Source organism: Enterobacteriaceae bacterium ESL0689 (assembly GCA_029433525.1).
In the GTDB taxonomy this organism is placed as follows: domain Bacteria; phylum Pseudomonadota; class Gammaproteobacteria; order Enterobacterales; family Enterobacteriaceae; genus JAQTIF01.
On the sequence record JAQTIF010000002.1, the window covers coordinates 619,819 to 640,974 of the forward strand.

At 49.0% G+C, this 21,156-nt stretch carries 18 protein-coding genes, 1 other RNA gene and 1 pseudogene; 5 read left to right on the plus strand and 15 right to left on the minus strand.

Features of this window, described 5'->3' with window-relative positions:
- Window positions 1-66 precede the first annotated feature (66 nt).
- From PT300_14690 to PT300_14700, 3 genes and pseudogenes are all read right to left on the minus strand, one after another.
- Window positions 67-907 (minus strand): annotated as a pseudogene (locus PT300_14690) (IS5 family transposase).
- The gene (locus PT300_14695) at window positions 882-1,490 is read right to left on the minus strand and encodes a hypothetical protein (protein ID MDF7681762.1); all 609 of its coding nucleotides are present in this window, start codon (window positions 1,488-1,490) and stop codon (window positions 882-884) included. Before PT300_14695 ends, PT300_14690 begins: the two are co-directional and overlap by 26 nt.
- Window positions 1,451-1,810 (minus strand): hypothetical protein, encoded by a 360-nt coding sequence (locus PT300_14700; protein MDF7681763.1) that lies wholly within the window; start codon window positions 1,808-1,810, stop codon window positions 1,451-1,453. Before PT300_14700 ends, PT300_14695 begins: the two co-directional genes overlap by 40 nt.
- Before the next feature lie 238 nt (window positions 1,811-2,048).
- Here PT300_14700 and rnpB point away from each other — a divergent pair.
- Window positions 2,049-2,422: RNase P RNA component class A (gene rnpB, locus PT300_14705), an RNA gene on the plus strand.
- Window positions 2,423-2,517: 95 nt separating this feature from the next.
- Here the strand turns inward: rnpB and PT300_14710 are convergent.
- From PT300_14710 to pepA, 4 genes are all read right to left on the minus strand, one after another.
- Window positions 2,518-3,015, minus strand: a complete 498-nt coding sequence (locus PT300_14710; GenBank protein ID MDF7681764.1) for a GNAT family N-acetyltransferase — start codon at window positions 3,013-3,015, stop codon at window positions 2,518-2,520.
- 122 nt (window positions 3,016-3,137) lie between these two features.
- Entirely contained in the window at window positions 3,138-5,993 is a 2,856-nt protein-coding gene (locus PT300_14715) for a valine--tRNA ligase (GenBank protein MDF7681765.1), read from the minus strand.
- Entirely contained in the window at window positions 5,993-6,436 is a 444-nt protein-coding gene (gene holC / locus PT300_14720; protein ID MDF7681766.1) for a DNA polymerase III subunit chi, read from the minus strand. The genes PT300_14715 and holC overlap by 1 nt, the downstream gene beginning before the upstream one ends.
- A gap of 30 nt (window positions 6,437-6,466) precedes the next feature.
- Entirely contained in the window at window positions 6,467-7,981 is a 1,515-nt protein-coding gene (pepA, locus tag PT300_14725) for a leucyl aminopeptidase (protein ID MDF7681767.1), read from the minus strand.
- A 249-nt stretch (window positions 7,982-8,230) separates the two neighbouring features.
- Between pepA and lptF the strand changes: the two genes are divergently transcribed.
- Both lptF and lptG read left to right on the plus strand, forming a co-directional pair.
- The gene (lptF, locus tag PT300_14730; GenBank protein ID MDF7681768.1) at window positions 8,231-9,328 is read left to right on the plus strand and encodes an LPS export ABC transporter permease LptF; all 1,098 of its coding nucleotides are present in this window, start codon (window positions 8,231-8,233) and stop codon (window positions 9,326-9,328) included.
- Window positions 9,328-10,410 (plus strand): LPS export ABC transporter permease LptG, encoded by a 1,083-nt coding sequence (gene lptG / locus PT300_14735; GenBank protein MDF7681769.1) that lies wholly within the window; start codon window positions 9,328-9,330, stop codon window positions 10,408-10,410. Before lptF ends, lptG begins: the two co-directional genes overlap by 1 nt.
- Before the next feature lie 93 nt (window positions 10,411-10,503).
- On the opposite strand, the gene dmsD is transcribed toward lptG, so the two are convergent.
- The 6 genes from dmsD to PT300_14765 form a co-directional block, all read right to left on the minus strand.
- On the minus strand, window positions 10,504-11,118 hold the full coding sequence (dmsD, locus tag PT300_14740) for a Tat proofreading chaperone DmsD (protein MDF7681770.1): 615 nt from the start codon (window positions 11,116-11,118) through the stop codon (window positions 10,504-10,506).
- Window positions 11,119-11,162: 44 nt separating this feature from the next.
- Window positions 11,163-12,017, minus strand: coding sequence for a dimethyl sulfoxide reductase anchor subunit (locus tag PT300_14745; GenBank protein MDF7681771.1), 855 nt, complete (start codon window positions 12,015-12,017; stop codon window positions 11,163-11,165).
- A gap of 1 nt (window position 12,018) precedes the next feature.
- A complete protein-coding gene (gene dmsB, locus PT300_14750) occupies window positions 12,019-12,636 on the minus strand; it encodes a dimethylsulfoxide reductase subunit B (protein ID MDF7681772.1) in 618 nt (205 codons plus the stop codon).
- Window positions 12,637-12,646: 10 nt separating this feature from the next.
- Window positions 12,647-15,073 carry a dimethyl sulfoxide reductase subunit A gene (locus tag PT300_14755; GenBank protein ID MDF7681773.1) on the minus strand — a complete coding sequence of 809 codons (2,427 nt, stop codon included), beginning with the start codon at window positions 15,071-15,073 and terminating at the stop codon, window positions 12,647-12,649.
- A gap of 709 nt (window positions 15,074-15,782) precedes the next feature.
- Window positions 15,783-16,400: a bifunctional 4-hydroxy-2-oxoglutarate aldolase/2-dehydro-3-deoxy-phosphogluconate aldolase gene (locus tag PT300_14760; protein MDF7681774.1), complete on the minus strand. Its 618-nt coding sequence runs from the start codon at window positions 16,398-16,400 to the stop codon at window positions 15,783-15,785.
- 10 nt (window positions 16,401-16,410) lie between these two features.
- The gene (locus PT300_14765; GenBank protein ID MDF7681775.1) at window positions 16,411-17,337 is read right to left on the minus strand and encodes a sugar kinase; all 927 of its coding nucleotides are present in this window, start codon (window positions 17,335-17,337) and stop codon (window positions 16,411-16,413) included.
- Window positions 17,338-17,572: 235 nt separating this feature from the next.
- Here PT300_14765 and kdgR point away from each other — a divergent pair, with 235 nt between their 5' ends.
- Window positions 17,573-18,358, plus strand: a complete 786-nt coding sequence (gene kdgR / locus PT300_14770; protein ID MDF7681776.1) for a DNA-binding transcriptional regulator KdgR — start codon at window positions 17,573-17,575, stop codon at window positions 18,356-18,358.
- Window positions 18,359-18,468: 110 nt separating this feature from the next.
- On the opposite strand, the gene PT300_14775 is transcribed toward kdgR, so the two are convergent.
- Window positions 18,469-19,008 (minus strand): YgjV family protein, encoded by a 540-nt coding sequence (locus PT300_14775; protein MDF7681777.1) that lies wholly within the window; start codon window positions 19,006-19,008, stop codon window positions 18,469-18,471.
- Window positions 19,009-19,068: 60 nt separating this feature from the next.
- Entirely contained in the window at window positions 19,069-19,707 is a 639-nt protein-coding gene (locus tag PT300_14780) for an RpiB/LacA/LacB family sugar-phosphate isomerase (protein MDF7681778.1), read from the minus strand.
- A 260-nt stretch (window positions 19,708-19,967) separates the two neighbouring features.
- On the opposite strand from PT300_14780, the gene PT300_14785 reads away from it, so the two are divergent.
- Window positions 19,968-21,140, plus strand: a complete 1,173-nt coding sequence (locus tag PT300_14785; GenBank protein MDF7681779.1) for an oligogalacturonate lyase family protein — start codon at window positions 19,968-19,970, stop codon at window positions 21,138-21,140.
- Window positions 21,141-21,156: the final 16 nt, after the last annotated feature.

Sequence of the window (21,156 nt, forward strand, 5' to 3'; positions counted from 1 at the left end):
CTCGATATGGGCCTTATAGTCGGTAGTGATAGTCTGCGGATAGTTATCTTCGCTAGGCTGTGTCCCTTAACCTAACAACCGCCTTAAAAACAACCTGATTGCCCCCAGTTTTAGCATGCTCAGATAGTTTCTGGCTGTTTTTTCTGAGCGCGTGGCTATTCGACGGTTTTCTTTCAGTATTGCAAAGCAGCGTTCCACCACATTGCGCTTTTTATATAACTGACGATCCAGTGTTCGACGACCATCACGGCTTGCTTTTTCGTTTGATTTGAAAGGAATAACTGCCTTTATTCCCTTCGTTTTTAAATAAATACGAAGATTACCGCCTGAGTATCCTTTATCCGCCAGCACAGCTTTGGGGCGCGACTTCAGACAACCACTTTTTCGAATAACACCGATTTGTCTGAGTAAGGGTTTTGCGTACTGACTTTCGTGAGCCTGCCCACCGCTCAGGCAGAAACTTAAGGGTAATCCTGTACCATCTGTTGCCAGATGGATTTTGGTGCCAAAGCCGCCGCGTGAGCGACCCAGCCCATGGTCATCTGAGTCATCGGGATATTTTTTGCACCCGCAGCCGCTTTCGGGCTCTGATGTTACTTCCGTCAAGTGCGATGACATCCCAGTCAATTAACGATTTTTCATCAAGTATCTGAAGTAATTTATTGAAAATACTGTTCATTACGCCACTTTTTGACCACCGGTTAAAACGGTTATATATCGTTTTCCAGCAGCCGTAACGTTCAGGTAAATCCCGCCATGGGGCACCGGAACAAAGGATCCAGAATATGCCATTCATGACGTGTCTGTGAGAAAAATAAGGGCGTCCCCCTCTGGAAGAGGCTTTTTCAGGTGGTAGCATGGGAGAAATCAGTGCCCACGCCTCATCCGGGAAATCGTAGCGAGCCATATCTAAAGGACTTTCTATAGTGAGACAGATACCAGATTGTACAAAAAATAGTTACGGGACACACCCTAGCCTGATCCTGAGCACCGAGAAACCCGACTGCATCCCCTGCTTTTACCATCACTTTCAGCGGCGCAGGTGGCACCACCACATCATCAAACACGCCATGATTCAGTGCGTTGTGCATCCAGTCAGGCAGAAACAGGTAACATTCGCCATCAGACTCCAGATATTCCGGACGCATCGAGACCCAGAACAGATCGCCTGCGGGTTTACCGTCCTGAAGATGCTGCACCAGGGCGAACGGCTCCGGCTGTTGTTCCAGTAAAAACGATTTCTGTTGCAGTACGGCAAGCATGTCATCCTGAACGAGCGTTCTGGCATGGCCCTGTTTGTTTGTCAGCACCTCCGGCGCGATTTCACGGCTGTCATCGTGGCGGGAGTATTGACGCATCCGCACCCCGTGGCCTTGCTGGGTGACCCGGTAAAGGGGACGTTTCGGAAATTCTGACAATGGCGCGATGTGCATGTAAAGCTGATACAGCGTCAGCCAGCAGGATTCATCCTGTTCGTCGGGCTTGTACACCGATTTGACCAGCACAAAGGTGCCGGACTGGCGCAAGGGGCGTTTCTGATAACACTCGATAGCGCGTAATCGCGGTTAACCCGCCATGCCACCACCTCACCGTCCATCATGAACTGGAGCGGCACCGATTTTTCCGGCGTCTCCTGATCCAGCACCGAAGCCGGAGATGATGACGTCCCGATATGGATGCCCCCATGCCAGTAACGATTAATGCCGAGTAACCACCAGCCATGGGCGTTTTTGCGGATATCGGTCAGCAGTTCGTTATAGTTCTTATACTCCCGTCCGTCGGATTTCCGTACCGGATAACGTATGTTCATTCTTTTTCCTTAAGTAAAATCCCTGAAACTGTAATCTGGCATTCCCGGCACCCAGCACCACAAATGTTTTATCTTTACCGTACCACAGGTGGCCAGTGATAACGACGATATCATTCAGCGCTTAATCATTTTCAGGCTTATCTTGCGATCGGTATCACATGGGGATGGGAGTGGCGCGGCCTGTCATTGATAGACGGGAAAGATGACAAGTAAAAGGAAACCTTTTATACTTCGCGCCGAAGCTGACCAGGCAGTCGCTGCTTCGCTGTCCTCTGTGAGAGACAAGCGAAGGGGAGGAAAGTCCGGGCTCCACAGGGCAGGGTGCCAGGTAACGCCTGGGGGGCGCAAGCCTACGACCAGTGCAACAGAGAGCAAACCGCCGATGGCCTGTGTTAACAGGATCAGGTAAGGGTGAAAGGGTGCGGTAAGAGCGCACCGCGTGGCTGGTAACAGTTCATGGCAAGGTAAACTCCACCCGGAGCAAGGCCAAATAGGGGTTCATAAGGTGCGGCCCGTACTGAACCCGGGTAGGCTGCTTGAGCCAGTGAGCGATCACTGGCCTAGATGAATGACTGTCCACGACAGAACCCGGCTTAACGGTTAGCTTCACCTTTTTGAAAACGCCCTGTGTCGTATCAGCGATGCAGGGCGTTTTGCTATTCACGCTGCAGGGGAGAAGAGCGCGGCGATCATCCCGCTCGTCGTGGCTATAATTGCTTCAGCATCCAGACTTCACAATCGACATGGCCGGTATATCCCATTGCTTTATCGATATATTCAAAACCGAGACGCTCGTATAACCGGGTGGCTTGCTGTAAAAAAGCAGTAGTCTCCAGATAGCATTGTCTGAAGCCCAGCTGCCGGGCATGATCGAGTGCCTGTTCGGCCAGTTTTCTGGCGATCCCCTGTCCACGTACAGAAGGCATAAAATACATTTTCTGTAATTCACAGGTATCGGCTGCCCCCTGGGCCAGTGGTGCGATACCGCCCCCGCCGACAACCTGACCATCCTGCACCACGACCCAGTAAGCCGATTGTGGTTGATTATACAGTTCGAAAAGCGTATCCAGATTGGGATCAGCGACGGTATAGCCTTTGTCAGCGCTCAGCCCGTATTCTGCCGATACCTGGCGGATCACATCGGCGATCGCGCGATTATCTGTGGCACTAATACGGCGTAATAATACGGTGGTGTTTGTATTCATATCCGCACCCGATAAGCGAAATAAAAGTGATGAACAAGGTGGTCATTATACTGGCAGTCACAACGCTATCAGTTTGTGACTGACAGATACGCCCTTACCGCAATCGGGTAAGGGCGTCAGGATCACAGTGCAGCGATGGTATCCCGTTGTTCAATCAGCGTGGCTTTGGCGGCGATATAGCCTGCCAGCTTCTCACGCTCTTTGGCAATCACCGCTTCCGGGGCACGGGCCACAAAGCCTTCATTAGCCAGTTTACCTTCGATACGGCCAATTTCGGCCGTGACTTTTGCCACCTCTTTTTCCAGACGTGCCAGTTCAGCTTGTTTGTCTATCAGGCCAGCCATTGGAATCAGCAGTTCGGCCCCTTCGACAATTTTGGTTATCGAGACAGGTCCTTTGTCATTCGCCGGTAATACGGTGATACTCTCCAGCCGTGCCATAGTTTGCAGGAACTGACGATTGTCATTGACCCGCCTCACCACTTCAGCGCTGGCATCACGCAGTAACAGCGTTAAGGGTTTAGCGGGCGCAATGTTCATTTCGGCACGGATATTACGTATCGCCGTGATCGCTTGTTTCAGCCATTCGGTATCTGCTGTCGCGACTTCATCCACCAGGCTGGCATCGTACTGCGGGAAGGGTTGCAACATGATGGTATCAGCGGTGACACCACACAGCACTTTGACCCGCTGCCAGATAGTTTCAGTAATAAAAGGAATGACCGGGTGTGCCAGACGCAACAGCCCCTCCAGCACACTGACCAGCGTATGGCGGGTGCCACGTAATGCCTCAGTCGTTCCGCCGCTCATGACCGGTTTGGTCAGTTCCAGATACCAGTCACAAAACTGGTTCCAGGTAAATTCGTACAGCAAGCTGGCGGCGATATCGAAACGGTAGTTATCCAGGGCTTCACGGCAGGCTTTCACTGTTTGATTGAATTCAGCCATAATCCAGCGATCTGCCAGCGACAGGGTCATCTCGCCGCCCTGAAAGCCGCAATCCTGACCTTCGGTATTCATCAGCACAAAGCGGCTGGCGTTCCACAGTTTATTACAGAAGTTGCGGTAACCTTCCAGACGTTTCATATCCCAGTTGATGTCGCGCCCGGTGGAGGCCAGCGCCGCCAGGGTAAAGCGCAGTGCGTCAGTGCCATGCGGCTCAATCCCCTGCGGGAACTGCTTCTCTGTGCGTTTAGCAATTCTGGCGGCCAGTTGCGGCTGCATCATATTGCCGGTACGCTTTTCCACCAGATCGGGCAGTGAAATACCGTCAATCATATCCAGCGGATCGATAACATTACCTTTGGATTTGGACATTTTCTGTCCTTCATCGTCGCGGATAAGGCCGGTCATATAGACGGTTTTGAACGGAACCTGTGGCTTACCGTTTTCATCTTTAATGAAGTGCATGGTCATCATGATCATGCGGGCAATCCAGAAAAAGATAATATCGAAACCAGAGACCATTACACTGCTGGGATGGAACTGGCGTAAGGCGTCGGTATTTTCTGGCCAGCCGAGGGTAGAGAACGTCCACAGGGCGGAGGAGAACCAGGTATCCAGCACATCTTCATCCTGACGTAAGGCAATCTCAGCACCGAGATGATGTTGCTGGCGTACCTCTTCTTCGCTGCGTCCGACATAGACCTTGCCCTGCTCGTCGTACCAGGCCGGGATACGGTGTCCCCACCATAGCTGACGCGAGATACACCAGTCCTGAATATCACGCATCCAGGAAAAGTACATGTTCTCATACTGTTTAGGGACAAACTGGATATCGCCATTCTCGACCGCTGCCACCGCCGGTTTCGCCAGCACATCGGCGCGGACATACCACTGGTCAGTGAGCATGGGTTCGATCACCACGCCACCACGATCGCCATAGGGAACCATCAGATCATGGGGTTTAATCGCTTCGAGCAAGCCCAGCTGTTCGATGGCCGCGACCACCGCTTTACGGGCCGCAAAACGCTCTAATTTCTGCAATTCAGGCGGAATGTGATCATGGTAAACCGTGGAGGCATTACCTTTGCTGTCATACACTTCGGCAGTTTCACGGATATCGCCGTCAAAGGTCAGAATATTGATCATCGGTAACTGGTGGCGACGACCAACTTCGTAGTCATTAAAATCATGAGCCGGGGTGATTTTTACACACCCGGTGCCTTTCTCCATATCTGCATGTTCATCGCCAATAATCGGGATGCGACGGTTGACCAGCGGCACAATGACGAATTTGCCGATTAAATTCTGGTAGCGTGGGTCCTGTGGATTGACGGCGACACCGGTATCTCCCAGCAGCGTTTCCGGACGGGTGGTGGCGACCACCAGATAATCTTTTCCTTCCGCGGTTTTGGCACCATCGGCCAGCGGGTAACGGATATGCCACATCGAACCTTTCGACTCGCGGTTTTCCACCTCCAGATCGGAGATGGCGGTGCGTAATTTAGGGTCCCAGTTGACCAGCCGTTTGCCGCGGTAAATCAGATCCTCCTGATAGAGACGGACAAACACCTCTTTCACCGCACTGGAAAGACCTTCGTCCATCGTGAAACGTTCACGTGTCCAGTCTACCGAGTTGCCCAGTCGACGCATCTGACGGGTAATGGTGCCGCCGGACTCGGCTTTCCATTGCCAGATCTTATCGATAAAGGCATCACGCCCGTAATCATGGCGGGTTTTTCCCTCTTCAGCGGCAATTTTGCGCTCGACCACCATTTGGGTGGCGATCCCGGCATGGTCAGTCCCCACCTGCCACAGCGTATTTTTACCCTGCATACGCTGATAGCGGATCAGGATATCCATAATCGTTTGCTGGAAAGCATGCCCCATATGCAAACTGCCGGTAACATTGGGGGGCGGGATCATGATGCAGAAAGGGGCCTTGCTTTCATCGCCGTTAGGTTTGAAATAGCCTTGCTTTTCCCAGTGTTCGTAAAGCGGCTGTTCGATATCTTGGGGGTTATATGTTTTGTCCATTATTTCCAGGTTGCCGTATTCAGAGTGAAACCAGCCATGCGGTACGCTTTATAGCGTTCACGCGCCAGTTGTTTCAATGTGTCTTCGTAAGGGACAAAGTCTATCACTTCTGTGAAAGCGGTGGCAAAATCTGCAAAGCTTCGCCGCAGGCTGATCAGAATGTCCCGTGGCGTATGACTGCGTTTTTCCGGCCAGGCTATCTCTACAGGCGCACCACCGCGCGGCCCTTCTCCCGCCAGATTATGCGGAACAAAATGATCAACCGGCCGACGCCATAACGCTTCATCAAGACGTATAGCCTGTTGTTCATCTTCACAAGCGATCAGCACACGTTGACCACTACGCCAGCGTTCCGCCGCAATGTCACATACCTGTTGTTCGACAGCGCTAAGGTCATCAACGATATTGTCGTGGTCGAGAAGATAGAACGTGGCGTTTTTCATGGTATTCGCTTCGGGTTATCGCCTGAATGGTTATGACTCTTCGCTGGTGTAGCCAGCGCGGTTAAGCAGGAATTGCGATAACAGCGCCACCGGGCGGCCTGTCGCGCCTTTGGCGCTGCCTGAACGCCACGCCGTACCGGCGATATCAAGGTGTGCCCAGTTATATTTGCGAGTGAAGCGTGACAGGAAGCATCCGGCAGTAATCGCTCCGCCAGGCCGTCCGCCGATGTTGGCCATATCGGCAAAGTTAGACTCCAGTTGCTCCTGGAACTGCTCGCCCAGCGGCAAGCGCCAGGCCGGATCGCCCGCCTGTTCGGAAGCGCTGATCAGTTCATGGGCGAGGGCGTTATTGTTAGCCATCAGACCGCTAATATGGTGGCCGAGCGCAATCACGCAGGCACCGGTCAGTGTGGCGATATCAATCACCGCTTCCGGTTCGAAACGTTCGGCATAAGTCAGCACATCGCACAGTACCAGGCGACCTTCGGCATCGGTATTCAGCACCTCTACCGTCTGTCCTGACATCGTTGTCAGGATATCGCCAGGGCGACAAGCCCGGCCGCCAGGCATATTCTCGCAACCGGCGAGGATACCGACCACATTCAGCGGTAACTGCAGTTCTGCGATCATCCGCATCACGCCATAAACTGCCGCGGCACCACACATATCATATTTCATTTCGTCCATATTCGCGGCAGGTTTGATGGAGATCCCGCCGGAGTCAAAGGTCAGCCCCTTGCCAACCAGCACGATCGGGCGCGTTTCTGGCGAAGGATGACCTTTATATTCGATCACTGACATCAGCGACTCATTTTGCGAACCGCTGCCCACAGCCAGATAAGCGTTCATCCCCAGCTCGTGCATCTGATGTTCACCGATAACCCGGGTCGAGATACTGTGGCTCCAGTTATCGGCCAGTTGCCGGGCCTGAGAGGCCAGATAAGCGGCGTTACAGATATTGGGTGGCATATTGCCAAGATCTTTCGCCGCTTTGATGCCGGCCGCAATGGCCAAACCGTGCTGGATCGCCCGTTCACCACTGGTCAGTTCACGTCGGGTCGGGACATTGAAAACCATTTTACGCAGCGGACGGCGAGGCTCACTTTTGTTGGTTTTTAGTTGATCGAAGCTGTACAGCGTCTCTTTCGCGGTCTCCACCGCCTGACGGACATTCCAGTAGTTATTGCGACCCTTCACATGCAGCTCGGTCAGAAAGCAGACCGCTTCCATGGAGCCGGTGTCATTGAGGGTGTTAATCATCTTCTGAATGACTTGTTTATACTGGCGTTCGTCCAGTTCTCTTTCTTTGCCACAGCCGATTAACAGGATGCGTTCTGACAGGATATTGGGAACATGATGCAGCAAGAGTGTCTGTCCTGCTTTTCCTTCCAGCTCCCCCCGACGTAACAGTGAACTGATATAACCGTCGCTGATTTTATCGAGTTGCTCAGCAATCGGGGAGAGACGGCGTGGTTCGAAGACACCGACGACAATACAGGCACTCCGCTGCTTCTCCGGGCTGCCACTTTTTACACTGAACTCCATGGATTACGCTCCTGAATCTTAAAGACAACCGCGCTGGCTACGGGTAAGATGGCAATCTTTCGTAACTATCTCTGTTGTAGCGGTAGCTTCATGTTAATCTTACTACCACCCGGATTCAGCAAAAGTTCTCTGATATCGGGAAGTGATGAGTCATTTAATCTTAGTGATATTAAAGAGAATAAATGACCTTTAAGCCATGAAACAAGCAATTTTCTTGCAATAAAATGGGTTTTTACGGGCGTATTTATAGTGATAATCATAAGATACCTGGTTCGTGAAACGCTGAAAAGCCAGTTGGCGATCCTGTTTATTCTGCTTCTTATTTTCTTTTGCCAGAAACTGGTAAGGATCCTCAATGCCACTGTCAATGGTGAAGTACCGGCTAATTTAGTCTTTTCCCTGCTGGGACTGGGGATACCAGAAATGGCCCAGTTAATTCTGCCGCTAAGCCTGTTTCTTGGCCTGTTAATGACACTGGGTAAGCTGTATGCGGACAGTGAAATTACCGTGATGCATGCCTGCGGCCTGAGCCGGGGCGTATTGATAAAATCAGCCATGATACTGGCGTGCTTTACCGGGGCTATCGCCGCCATCAATGTGATGTGGCTCAGTCCCTGGTCGTCTCGCTATCAGGATGCGACCCTGGCGGAAGCGAAAGCCAATCCGGGGATTGCGGCGCTCGTTCAGGGGCAATTTCAGCAAACCAGTGATGGTAGCGCGGTGCTGTTTATTGAAAATGTCCACGGCAGGCACTTTGAGGATGTTTTCCTCGCGCAAATCAGGCCGAAAGGCAACGCCAGGCCTTCCGTTGTGATCGCTAATTCCGGTGATATCACCCCCCTGCAGGATGGCACTCAGGTGATCACTCTCAATCAGGGCACCCGCTTTGAAGGAACGGCGATACTGCACGATTTCCGGATCACTGATTTTAAAAACTATCAGGCCATCATCGGTCATCAGGAGGTCGCCGCCGACCCGGATGATTCAGAACAGATGGATATGCGTACATTATGGCATACTCATACTGACCGCGCCCGTGCGGAGCTACACTGGCGCTTCACCCTGGTACTGGCGGTATTCATCATGGCGTTGATGGTAGTGCCGCTGAGTGTGGTCAATCCACGCCAGGGGCGGGTACTGTCAATGTTACCGGCCATGTTGCTCTATCTGATATTTTTTCTGTTGCAGACCTCGATTAAGTCCAACGGTGGTAAAGGAAAAATCGATCCGGTACTCTGGATGTGGATCGTCAATTTGTCCTATTTTGCCCTGGCAGTTTTATTAAATTTATGGGATACACTTCCTATGCGCCGCTTCCGCGCCCGTTTTAGTAAAGGATCGGTATAATGCAAGCGTTTGGCGTCCTTGACCGCTATATCGGCAAGACCATTTTCAGCACCATCATGATGACGTTATTCATGCTGGTATCGCTTTCAGGCATTATTAAGTTTGTTGATCAGTTAAAAAAAGCCGGTAAAGGCCAGTATGATGCGCTGGGCGCCGGGCTGTATACGCTACTCAGCGTACCGAAAGATGTGCAGATTTTTTTCCCGATGGCGGCGTTGTTAGGGGCGTTGCTTGGCCTGGGCATGCTGGCACAGCGCAGTGAGCTGGTGGTAATGCAGGCTTCGGGTTTCACCCGTTTTCAGGTCGCGCTGGCGGTGATGAAAACCGCGATCCCGCTGGTGCTACTGACGATGGCGATCGGTGAATGGGTAGCGCCGCAAGGGGAGCAAATCGCGCGTAATTATCGCGCTCAGAAAATGTATGGCGGTTCATTGTTATCCACTCAGCAGGGAATATGGGCGAAAGATGGTCAGGATTTCGTCTATATCGAGCGCATTAAGGAAAACAATGAACTGAGCGGCATCAGCATCTATGCCTTTAACCATCAGCATCGCTTACAAACGGTACGTTATGCCGCGACAGCCAAATTTGATCAGCAGAATAAGGTCTGGCAACTGTCGCGGGTCGATGAATCCAGCCTCACTGACCCGAAGCAAATTATTGGATCGCAGAAAGTCAGTGGTGTCTGGAAAACCCAACTGACGCCCGATAAGCTGGGGGTTGTCGCCCTTGATCCCGAGGCATTATCCATAAGCGGTCTGTATAACTACATTACTTATCTGAAGTCCAGTGGCCAGGACGCGGGTCGTTACCAGCTCAATATGTGGAATAAAATCTTTCAGCCGCTGTCAGTGGCGGTCATGATGTTAATGGCCCTGTCATTTATCTTCGGCCCATTACGCAGTGTGCCCATGGGGGTCAGGGTGATAACCGGTATTAGCTTTGGTTTTATTTTCTATGTGCTGGATCAGATATTTGGCCCGCTGACCCTGGTATACGGTATTCCACCGGTGATTGGTGCATTGCTGCCCTGTGCCAGTTTCTTCCTGATCAGCCTGTGGCTGATGATGAGAAAAAGCTAACGCTCTCTGCTACGCCAGGCGCTTAGTCAGCGACAGGCTATCCCCTGGTCGCAGAGCGCGGATAGTCTGCCAGCCTTGTCAGCAGCAGAATAATTAACGAAACAGCGTTTTGACCGCCACTGGGATCAGCAGCTGAGACCGCCAGTGAGCCAGGGTATGACGGGCCAGCTCGCCTAAAGCCTGATAAAACGGATGCCCTGCGTGTTCAATAAACACCTCAAGGAAACGGGAAGACCACGGCAACAAATGCCACGCCAACAATTGCTGGCACTCGTCGTGTCGTCCTGTTTCCGCCAGCCACGCGGTCAGTAGCAGTAATGCACCAAAATGATCTTCCGGCTCGTTTTGCGCGGTTGTGCAATGGATATTGTGGTCACGCAACCACTGGCGCAGGGCCAGCGTCGAGTCGCCAAACAAGACGCTTTCATGATCCAGCCACACCGATCCCCACGGAGGAGCGGGCAGCGCATAAGGGCCGATAAATAAACGCTGGAAAGCGTCGGCGAGGGGTTCATCGCTGTGACATTTAAAGGCGGGGGCTAACGGAGCCAGCGTCTCGGCAGGCAGCGGCCATTGGGTTTGCCAGTCATCGGCGGTAAAAGCCAGAACCAGTGGTGAAGCCTCGGTGCTCTCAGGGGTAAAGTAAAACAGCGCACCGAGGATGCGTGCGGCGATGGAAAAATCATCATGTTTTGTAAAATCAGTCATTTGTCATATCCGGATAAGTGCGGGGATAACCCCGCACAAATAGCCTAACCCGCCACCGCCATACCGACAGTCATATGCAGGCCATAGAACAGACCGCGACCGATTATCTCACCGATGAGTACCAGCACCAGAGCGGCGAATAATCCGCCGCTCGGTGGCATTTTGCCGCGGATTAGCGGGCAAATCCAGCAACCCAGTCCGACGGTCAACAACACCACACGCCACACCTGCCATGTCGCCCCCTCCGGCTCCAGCGCCGTCGCCTGTTGTACGGAGCTGTGAATGGTCGCCAGCGACATCCCTTGTAAGATGATCACTGCGATGCTGACGATCAGCGCCAGGGCACTGATACGGGCAAGCAGGACATTGTTAAAGGTAATGCCAGCGCGGCGCAGCAGCAGCGCGGCAAACAGGGGGCCGCTTAACAGCATGGTCATGAAAAAGGCCAGTGTGGTATATCCGGTATTCCAGGTGGGAACCGTCGTGATAAGGTAAACGCGGGTCATCGCCCAGACGAAGATCAGCCCCAGCACCATACTGACCAGTAGCCAGATCTTACCCAGCGCTTCCGGCATTTTGCCCAGCATGGTCACCAGCCACCAGAGGCCACCGACAGCGAAAAAGGTGGCGCCTGCCGCAATTTCGTTACTGAGCCCGGAGGCACCGACGCGATTGAGTGAATTCAGCGCCCGCAGCGGTGACCCCAGATGCAGCGTCGAGGCGAGCAGCCCCAGCCCCATCATCAGCCACAGAAAAAACAGATTACGCACCAGCCGCTGCCGGGCAGCGGCCTCGGTGGTGACCAACCAGCCCACTCCGCTGACAATCAGTGCGCCAGCAACGCATTGCCCCAGTACCGTAAAGAGCACCAGTGGCCATTCATGCCATCCATTTCCCATTTTACACCTCTTTCGGATTCGCCAGATAACCGCTGGTATCGCCAGTCGGGCGACTGTTAGCATTCGGTTTGATGACAATATTCGGCTGCGTGAAATGCGCCGCCGGTAAGGGCGCCACGGCCGCCAGATCACCATGCTCTTGCCGCAAACTATCGATCGGGCCAAAGTCCAGTGCCCGCAGCGGACAGGACTCGACGCAAATCGGTTTTTTACCTTCCGCGACGCGCTCATAACAGCCATCACATTTGGTCATATGTCCTTTCTTCGCATCATATTGTGGTGCGCCATAAGGGCAGGCCATATGACAATAGCGGCAGCCAATGCAGACATCTTCCGCCACGACCACAAAGCCATCTTCCCGTTTGTGCATCGCCCCGCTTGGGCAGACTTTGGCGCAGGCCGGATCGATACAGTGGTTACAGGAAATGGTCAGATAGTAGGCAAAGACATTTTGCTGCCAGATCCCGTTGTCCTGCTGCCAGTTGCCGCCAGCATATTCATAAATACGGCGAAAGTGGACATCGGGCGATAAATCCTTGTAATCCTTACAGGCCAGTTCACAGGTTTTACAACCGGTGCAGCGGCTGGAATCGATAAAAAATCCATACTGAGTTGTCATCGGTTACTCCTTATACCTTCTCAACCTGAACCAGATTACTGTGCGAGGGGTTCCCTTTTGCCAGCGGTGAAGGGCGGTGTGAGGTCAGAATGTTAATAGAACCACCGTGGTCAATTTTGTCGCCAAACATATCTGCTTTCAGCCACGCCCCCTGGCCGATGGCGGTGACGCCGGGCAAAATGCGCGGTGTGACTTTGGCGGCGATCAGCATCTGTCCGTTGCGGTTAAAGACCCGTACTGTGTCACCGTGCTGGATACCACGCGCGCTGGCATCCAGCGGATTGATCCATACCTCTTGCGGACAGGCTTGCTGGAGTAAATCAATGTTGCCGTAACTGGAGTGGGTACGCGCTTTGTAGTGGAAACCAATCAGTTGCAGAGGATAGGTTTGGCGAGCTGGATCATCCCAGCCATCAAAGCCGGTGGTATAGGCGGGGAGCGGATGGATAATATCACCCTTTTTCAGCTCCCAGGTCTCGGCAATAGTGGCCAGTCGTTCAGAGTAAATTTCAATTTTGCCCGAGGGGGTTTTCAGCGGATGGGCGTGTGGATCTTCGCGGAAATCGCGGAAGGCAACATAGTGCTCCTGCGGGCATTTTTTCCTGAAGATCCCCTGCTGCTTCATCGCTTCGTATTCCGGCATCTCCGGATTGCGCTCTTTGGTCTTCGCATACAAATACTGCACCCATTCATGCTGTGTGCGCCCTTCAGTGAATTTCTGGTACACATCCGGGCCGAGACGACGCGCGATCTCACTGAGGATCCAGTAAATCGGTTTCCTTTCAAACTTCGCCGAAGTTGCTGGCTGCCCGAGGATCACATATCCCATGTTACCGGCATATTCATGCGGTATAAGATCTTCCTGTTCCGTAGTCATCAAATCGGGCAACAGAATATCGCAGTATTTTGCCGATGCCGTCATAAAATGCTCAATGCCAACAATCATTTCGCACTTGCTGTCATCCTGCAACACATCATGGGTATGGGCGATATCGCTGTGCTGATTAATCAGGGTATTACTGGCATGGCACCAGAGGAATTTGATCGGAACATCAAGCTTATCTTTACCACGTACCCCATCACGGGTGGCGGTCATTTCCGCGCCACGCTCAATGGCGTCAGTCCAGGTGAAGACCGAAATCTGTGTCTTGACCGGATTATTGAGGGAAGAAAGCATCTCAACACCCAGATCCCAGGTCCCTTCCCGGACACCGGAGTTACCGCCATTGATGCCAACATTACCGGTCAGGACGGACAACATGGCAATCGCACGGGAAGTCTGTTCACCGTTGGAGTGGCGTTGTGGCCCCCAGCCCTGACAGATATAAGCGGGTTTGGCGGCGCCAATTTCCCGTGCCAGCTTGATAATTTTATCTGCCGGAATGGTGGTGATTTGTGCCGCCCATTGCGGCGTTTTGGCGATCCCATCGGGCCCTTCACCAAGAATATACGCCTTATAGTGACCATTGCGCGGAGCGCTCGCTGGCAGGGTGGTTTCATCGTAGCCGACGCAGTATTTATCGAGGAATGGCTGATCGACTAAATCTTCAGTGATCAGTACCCAGGCAATGGCGGAGGCCAATGCGCCATCAGTCCCCGGGCGGATCGGTAACCATTCGTCCTCGCGCCCGGCCGCGGTGTCGTTATAACGCGGATCGATCATAATCATCCGGGCATTAGAACGGGCGCGCGCCTGCTCGACAAAATAGGTCACGCCGCCGCCACTCATCCGTGTTTCGGCAGGGTTATTACCAAACATCACCACCAGGCGGGTATTGGCAATATCATCCGGGCCATTACCGTCGTTGCGGCCAAACATATAGCTCATTGCGGCACCGATTTGTGCGGTACTATAGCTGCCATAACGACTCAGGAAGCCGCCACAGGCATTCATCAGACGAAAGGGAGCTTTGGAGTTGGAAACATTGCCGCCATTCGCCCCGGTGCCATACAGTACATGTACCGCTTCGTTGCCGTAATCTTTCAGCACACGTTGCAGATTATCACTGATAGTATCCAGTGCCTCCTCCCAGGAGATACGCTCGAATTTTCCTTCGCCGCGCTTACCAACACGTTTCATCGGGTATTTCAGCCTGTCCGGGTGATTCATCCGCTGACGAATAGAGCGCCCGCGCAGACAGGCGCGAACCTGATGATTACCGTACTCATCGTTACCGGTGTTATCCGACTCAACCCAATAGACGGAATCGTCTTTCACATGCAGCCGCAGCATGCAGCGGCTGCCACAGTTAACGGTGCAGGCACTCCAGACCGCTTTTTCTTCGACGGCTGCGGAGGACGCCGGGTTAGCGGCACGAGCGAAGGGCAGGGTGAAAGCACCGCTGGCCAGCGCAAGGCTGCCCATCGCCGATGTTTTCACCAGATTACGGCGACTGATACTGGCCGTCATGATGGTGTCAGGTAGGGTGATTTTCATAATTGCTCACTTTGCTGATAAAAAATCGTTGTGCTTTCATTTGTCCGGCCCTGTCTTCGGCAACGGCAATATTCAGGCTTTTGGCCACGACATCCTGTGGTGTCGTCAATGCTTTTTAGAGCCTATCCCATTAGGCTATTTTACTTGCCATTTTGGCCCTGGGCAGTGCTCGAAATCCTCACGTACTCCGTGTACGCTGCGGTTTCTCCGCGCTGTCCGTGTCCAAACTGGCTACGCCAATAACGCCTAATGGGATAGGCGCTTAGCAGCGGGAGGGGATGCGATACGGTGCTGAAAATAATCCAGAAAATATCGCTGTGATTAGCGAAGTTATCGCCGAAATATTGACAGTAAAATCATTCACGGATGATTGAAATAATATGGCATCCCTACCACTACTGAAGTAGAAATTATTAATCTGATTGTGGGTGGTTATATATCAGGTAAAAGGGCATTTTTGCCGCATACTCTTCCTAAAGCCAGGGTTATTAATGCTATCGCTTGGGTTGTGGGCCCGATTTTTCTGGTGATCAAGAGTGTGAGAAACAGCAGACGTGATGTTGCGGTGAATGATGGCCCAGGCAGATCAGTAAAATAATATTGATTGCTGGGCGCTAAACCGGTGGCGAAATAGAAATACAGGCGTGATCAATTATTTCAGTATCAGGATAAAAGGATCTTTTGATAGCAAAGATCCTTCATCGTGTGCTTACAGATGTGCCGCTTCGTAAACTAATTTTCCCAGTGCTGCCCAGTCTTCCTGCTCAATCAGATCAGTCGGAACCATCCAGGAGCCACCACAGGTGATAACCGAAGGTAATGCTAAATATTGCGCAATATTCTTCGTGGTAATGCCACCGGTGGGCATAAATTTAATCGGATATACCGCACTCAGCGCTTTTAGCATAGCGACGCCACCAGAGGGTTCCGCCGGGAAAAATTTCACCACCGATAAATTAAATTCTAAGGCTTGTTCAGCAAGGCTGGGATTGTTAATGCCCGGAATAATAGCAATATTCTTGCTCTGGCAATACGCAACGATTTTGGGATTAAATCCGGGACTGACAATAAAATCAACTCCCGCATGCAACGCCTGATCAACCTGTTCAGTGGTAAGAACCGTTCCCGCGCCAATTAGTAATGTCGGATATGCAGTGCGAATTTTTTGTATCACTTCAATCGCCGCAGGCGTTCTGAGCGTGATTTCTGCACAAGGTAATCCATTATCAATCAGTGTCTTAGCTAATGGTAATGCATGACATACCTTATTGATGGTGATAACAGGAATAACTTTAAAATTTTTTAATTGCTCAATAATCTGGCTCATTAAATACTCCTTAAATTTCAGGCATATCGTGTTGTGGGATAATCGCTCCATGATATTGAATAACTTTTCCTGCCAATAAGTGGGCATGCTGTGCAGATTGCTCCGCGCTATTTCCTTTGAGTCGACTGGCTAAATAGGCTGCACTAAATGAATCACCTGCCGCCGTGGTATCAATAACATGAGCTACCTTCGAAGCAGCAACTTCAATACGTTGTTGATCAATTACAACGACACAGGGTTGGGCGCCTCTTTTTATTATGATTTCATTAACGCCCATCGCCTGGCTTCTGGTTATCACTTCTTCCAGTGACTCATTGCCATAAAGTGCCGTTTCATCTTCGAGTGTTAAAAATGCAATATCAGTCAACGAAAGCATGGTCTGATAGGTATTTCTTGTGACCTCTACGGAAGGCCATAATGATGGGCGATAATTATTGTCAAATATAATTACTGAGCCATTCTGGCGAGCATTTGATAATAAACTAAATAACTTCTGACGAGAACTTTCAGGCAGGATGGCAAGGCTAATACCGCTCAGATAAATAAAGGCACAGTCATTAAATTGTTGCTGTAAGGATGCGATATCAACGCTTTCTAACCAATATTTTGCGGCTGAATGTTGTCTCCAGTATAAAAACTGACGCTCACCATCAGGCGCTGTTTCAATAATATAAAGACCTGGAATATGATGCTCTGAAATAGCGACATGTTGCGTATGTAAACCTTCGCCCTGCCATTGCTTAAGCATGTCATGGCTAAATTTATCCTGACCCAAACCAGTATAGTAATAGGTGTTGATAGGATCATCTTTCGTTAAGCGAGAAAAATAGACTGCGGTATTTAACGTATCACCGCCAAAGCTTTGGGTATAAGTGCTGCCTATTTTTTTCATTTCGATCATACACTCGCCAATCACAGCGACATTTTTGACTACCATTTTTTCCTTCCTGCTAAGCTTAACCCGGTGTTAAAAAGCACATTAAAAGTAAATTTAATTGTTTCATTAAACATCAAGTTAGGTTTTTTTGCAACAAATGAAACGGCGTTTTGAAAAAAAATCTTGCTTGTGAATCAGTATCCTTCTATGATTACAATGCGTTAGTAAGTATTGATGTCAAAATACCTGATAAATGCGCTAAGGTATTTATTTTTATAGGGATGAAAAATAAAAAATGAATAAGACCAACCAATCTGAATCAGTTTCCTCGGTAACAAAAGTATTTAGTATTTTAACAGCATTAAGTGAACAAAAAGAGATTGGTGTCACTGATCTTTCTACCCGCCTGATGATGTCAAAAGCAACAACGTATCGTTTCCTGCAAACCATGAAATCGCTTGGTTTTGTTGCTCAGGAAGGCGATGCCGATAAATATTCGCTGACCTTAAAATTGTTTGAACTCAGTGCCAAAGCGCTCGAGTACGTTGATCTCATTGAGATTGCAGATAAAGAAATGCGCCGGATTGGTGAAGTGACAAATGAAGCTGTACATTTAGGCACATTTGATGACAATGCGATTATTTATATACATAAGGTTGACTCAACGTATAATTTACGGATGTATTCCCGGATTGGGCGTCGTAATCCATTGTACAGCACGGCAATTGGTAAAATTTTACTCGCATGGAAAGATGATGAGTTTATCAAACAATGTTTAAGTAAAATTGTTTTCGTTAAGAACACAAAAAATACCCTGGAGAATGGAGAGCAATTTCTTGAAGGTTTAAGTACTGTGCGACAAAAATTTTACGCAGAAGATAATGAAGAGCAGGAAGTCGGGATTCGTTGTATTGCCGTACCTGTTTACGATCGTTTAGGCACGGTCATTGCGGGTTTATCGATCTCCTTTCCGACAATTCGTTTCGATGAGAACAAAATAGATGAGTACGTTAGCTTAATTAAGCATGCAGGAAAAAATATTTCTGAGAAAATGGGATTTCATGATTATCCATTAATATAATTTTTGCCTGTCGCAAGCACACTTTGATCACTGATAGTCAATTAATATAAGAATTACAGGAAGTGATTTTTCCCGGGAATTTTATTCCTGTACAGCAATGAGATTACCAGTTAACATGGAACAGTATTCTTCTTTATTTTTAAAATCGTAATAATATTTGCGATGGCAAATGTTATTTCAATCGCTAATCCGCCAATGGAGCCTGCCCAGAGACTATAAATAATCCATAGCAAACTGCTGATTAAAATACCGATGCGCATCCTTTGAGCTTCTAAGCGAAACAGTGAGTAGGTGACAAGCGTCGTACCGATAACCGTCAGATACTGGATCGGCACACTGAGAGCAGGTAAACTCAGGCACCACATCAGAATGATAAAAAATAACATCACCAGAATATTTCGCGTATGCATAGAAGCAATATTTCTGAATATATTGATAATGTTCAGAATGGCCGCGACATAAGCATCCGGTCCTAATAAATAAAAATGGATTGCCATCGTAATATTGACCAGGGTGAGCTGAAAACGGAATTTATGATCATCTTTTTGAAAAAATGTACTCACACCAATAAGATAACCCAGATAGCCAATGATCTGGGGTAATGACAGCAATTCCTGCATAATTAATTGATATTGAGATAAATTCATCATGTTTCTATAAAACAAAAAAATAGGCTAATTAGCCTATTTTTTATTAACAGTGGGATGGGATTATTTAGCTAACAGACCACGGATATAATTTGTTAATTCCTGATCCTGGCTATTTTTAAAGAAACAGTCCTGGAAACGCTCGCCAGAAATCGCATGTTTAAGTAGCTCCTGGTCGAGTGATTTTAAGCACTCAATGAAAGGTTTATGCATAGCATTTTTCATATTATTCATAATAATAGCATTAGCATTCTGGGATTCACGACGCTCTGGTGGATATCCCATCCCTTTCTCACCATCGAACGCTTTTTCAAAAATATAATGAATATTCAGCTCAGCACCCCAGCCAAACCCTTTCGCAAAAGGCAGCGCCAGCGCATTCCCATTATTCACCTGGGCAAACAGATAGGCATCAGTTGGATCAATACAATAACCACAATTAACACCTGGGAAGGAATTTAGCGCCATCAGTGCGCCTTGTCCGGTGCCACAACCAGCAATAACAAAGTCTACCGCTTTACTATTCAGAAGAATAGCACCAATAATGCCAAGATGGACATAAGTTAAACGATGATCATTATCATCACTCATCCCAACATTAAAAACAGAATATCCTTTCGTTGATGTGACAGTGTTCAGTTCGTTTAAAATGATGCTATTTTTAGCCGCCTGGCTAAATTCATTCATTAGCGCGATTTTCATTTTTAACCTCAAATTAGAATAAAACTACATAAAACACTTTATTATCAGCAGAATAATCATAAAACCAGTCATGGCAGTAAGCATATAGTAATCCTGAACTTTTGACAATAGATTTCAATAAAAATGAAACGATGTTTTGATATCTTTCATCGCCGTGATCATGATCACGGTTTATCTTTGCCGATTCCGGTAGGTTATGCACCATGTCTGGAAGTTTTTAACATATTATATTTTATAGCTTACATTTTAAGTGAGGATATATGGCTAAGGGTGATATTAGACCTCTTGATTTCGTGGTATCAGTAGACAGTGAATCAAATAATGAGATTATTCGCTTAACACCTGCTGGTATTCTCTGCCATAGAAACTATTTTTATCAAAAATGCTTTACTAACGATGGCTCAAAATTAATTTTTGCCGGTGAATTTGATAAAAACAGAAATTATTATCTACTTGATCTAAACGAAAAAACAGCAAAACAATTAACTGAAGGAAAAGGTGATAACACCTTTGGTGGTTTTTTATCGCCGGATGATAAATACCTTTTTTACGTTAAAAACGAAAAATGTTTACAACGTGTTGATCTTGAAACATTAGAAGAAAAGACAATCTACACTGTTCCTGATGAGTGGGTAGGTTATGGTACCTGGGTTGCTAACTCAGATTGTACCGATATTGTCGGTATTGAAATCTCGAAGCGTGACTGGACGCCACTGAGTGACTGGAAAATCTTTAAAGAGTTCTATCATAAAAAACCGTTGTGCCGACTCATTAATATCAACATCGCAACGGGAACCACTCATGTCATTCTTGAGCAAAATACCTGGCTGGGTCATCCTATTTATCGTCCGCATGATAATAATACCGTTGCTTTTTGCCATGAAGGCCCGCACGATTTAGTGGATTCCAGAATGTGGCTCATTGATCGTAATGGTGCAAATGAACGTAAGGTTCATGACCATTTACCAGGTGAAAGCTGCACTCACGAATTCTGGATCCCGAATGGTTCGTCACTGGCTTATGTTTCTTACATAAAAGGCCAGCAGGAACGCTATATTCGTACCTATAATCCGACCACCAACGAAGATAACTTAGTCATGGAAATGCCCGCTTGCTCGCATTTAATGAGTAATGACGATGGCACAATGTATATCGGTGATGGTACAGGAAGCCCTGTCGATGTTAAAGATACTTCCGCTTATAAGATAGAGAACGACCCCTGGTTGTATATATTAACACCTAAAAACCAACAAGCGTATAAACTGGTAAAACATAACAGTTCATGGCAGGTTTTAAATGGTGACAGGCAAGTGACTCATCCTCATCCTTCTTTCACACCTGATAATAAATATGTTTTATATTCATGTGATGCAGAAGACGTTCCCGCACTGTACTTAGCGAAAGTACCGGATGAAATTTTAAATCAAAAATAATTTAATCTCTTTCCGT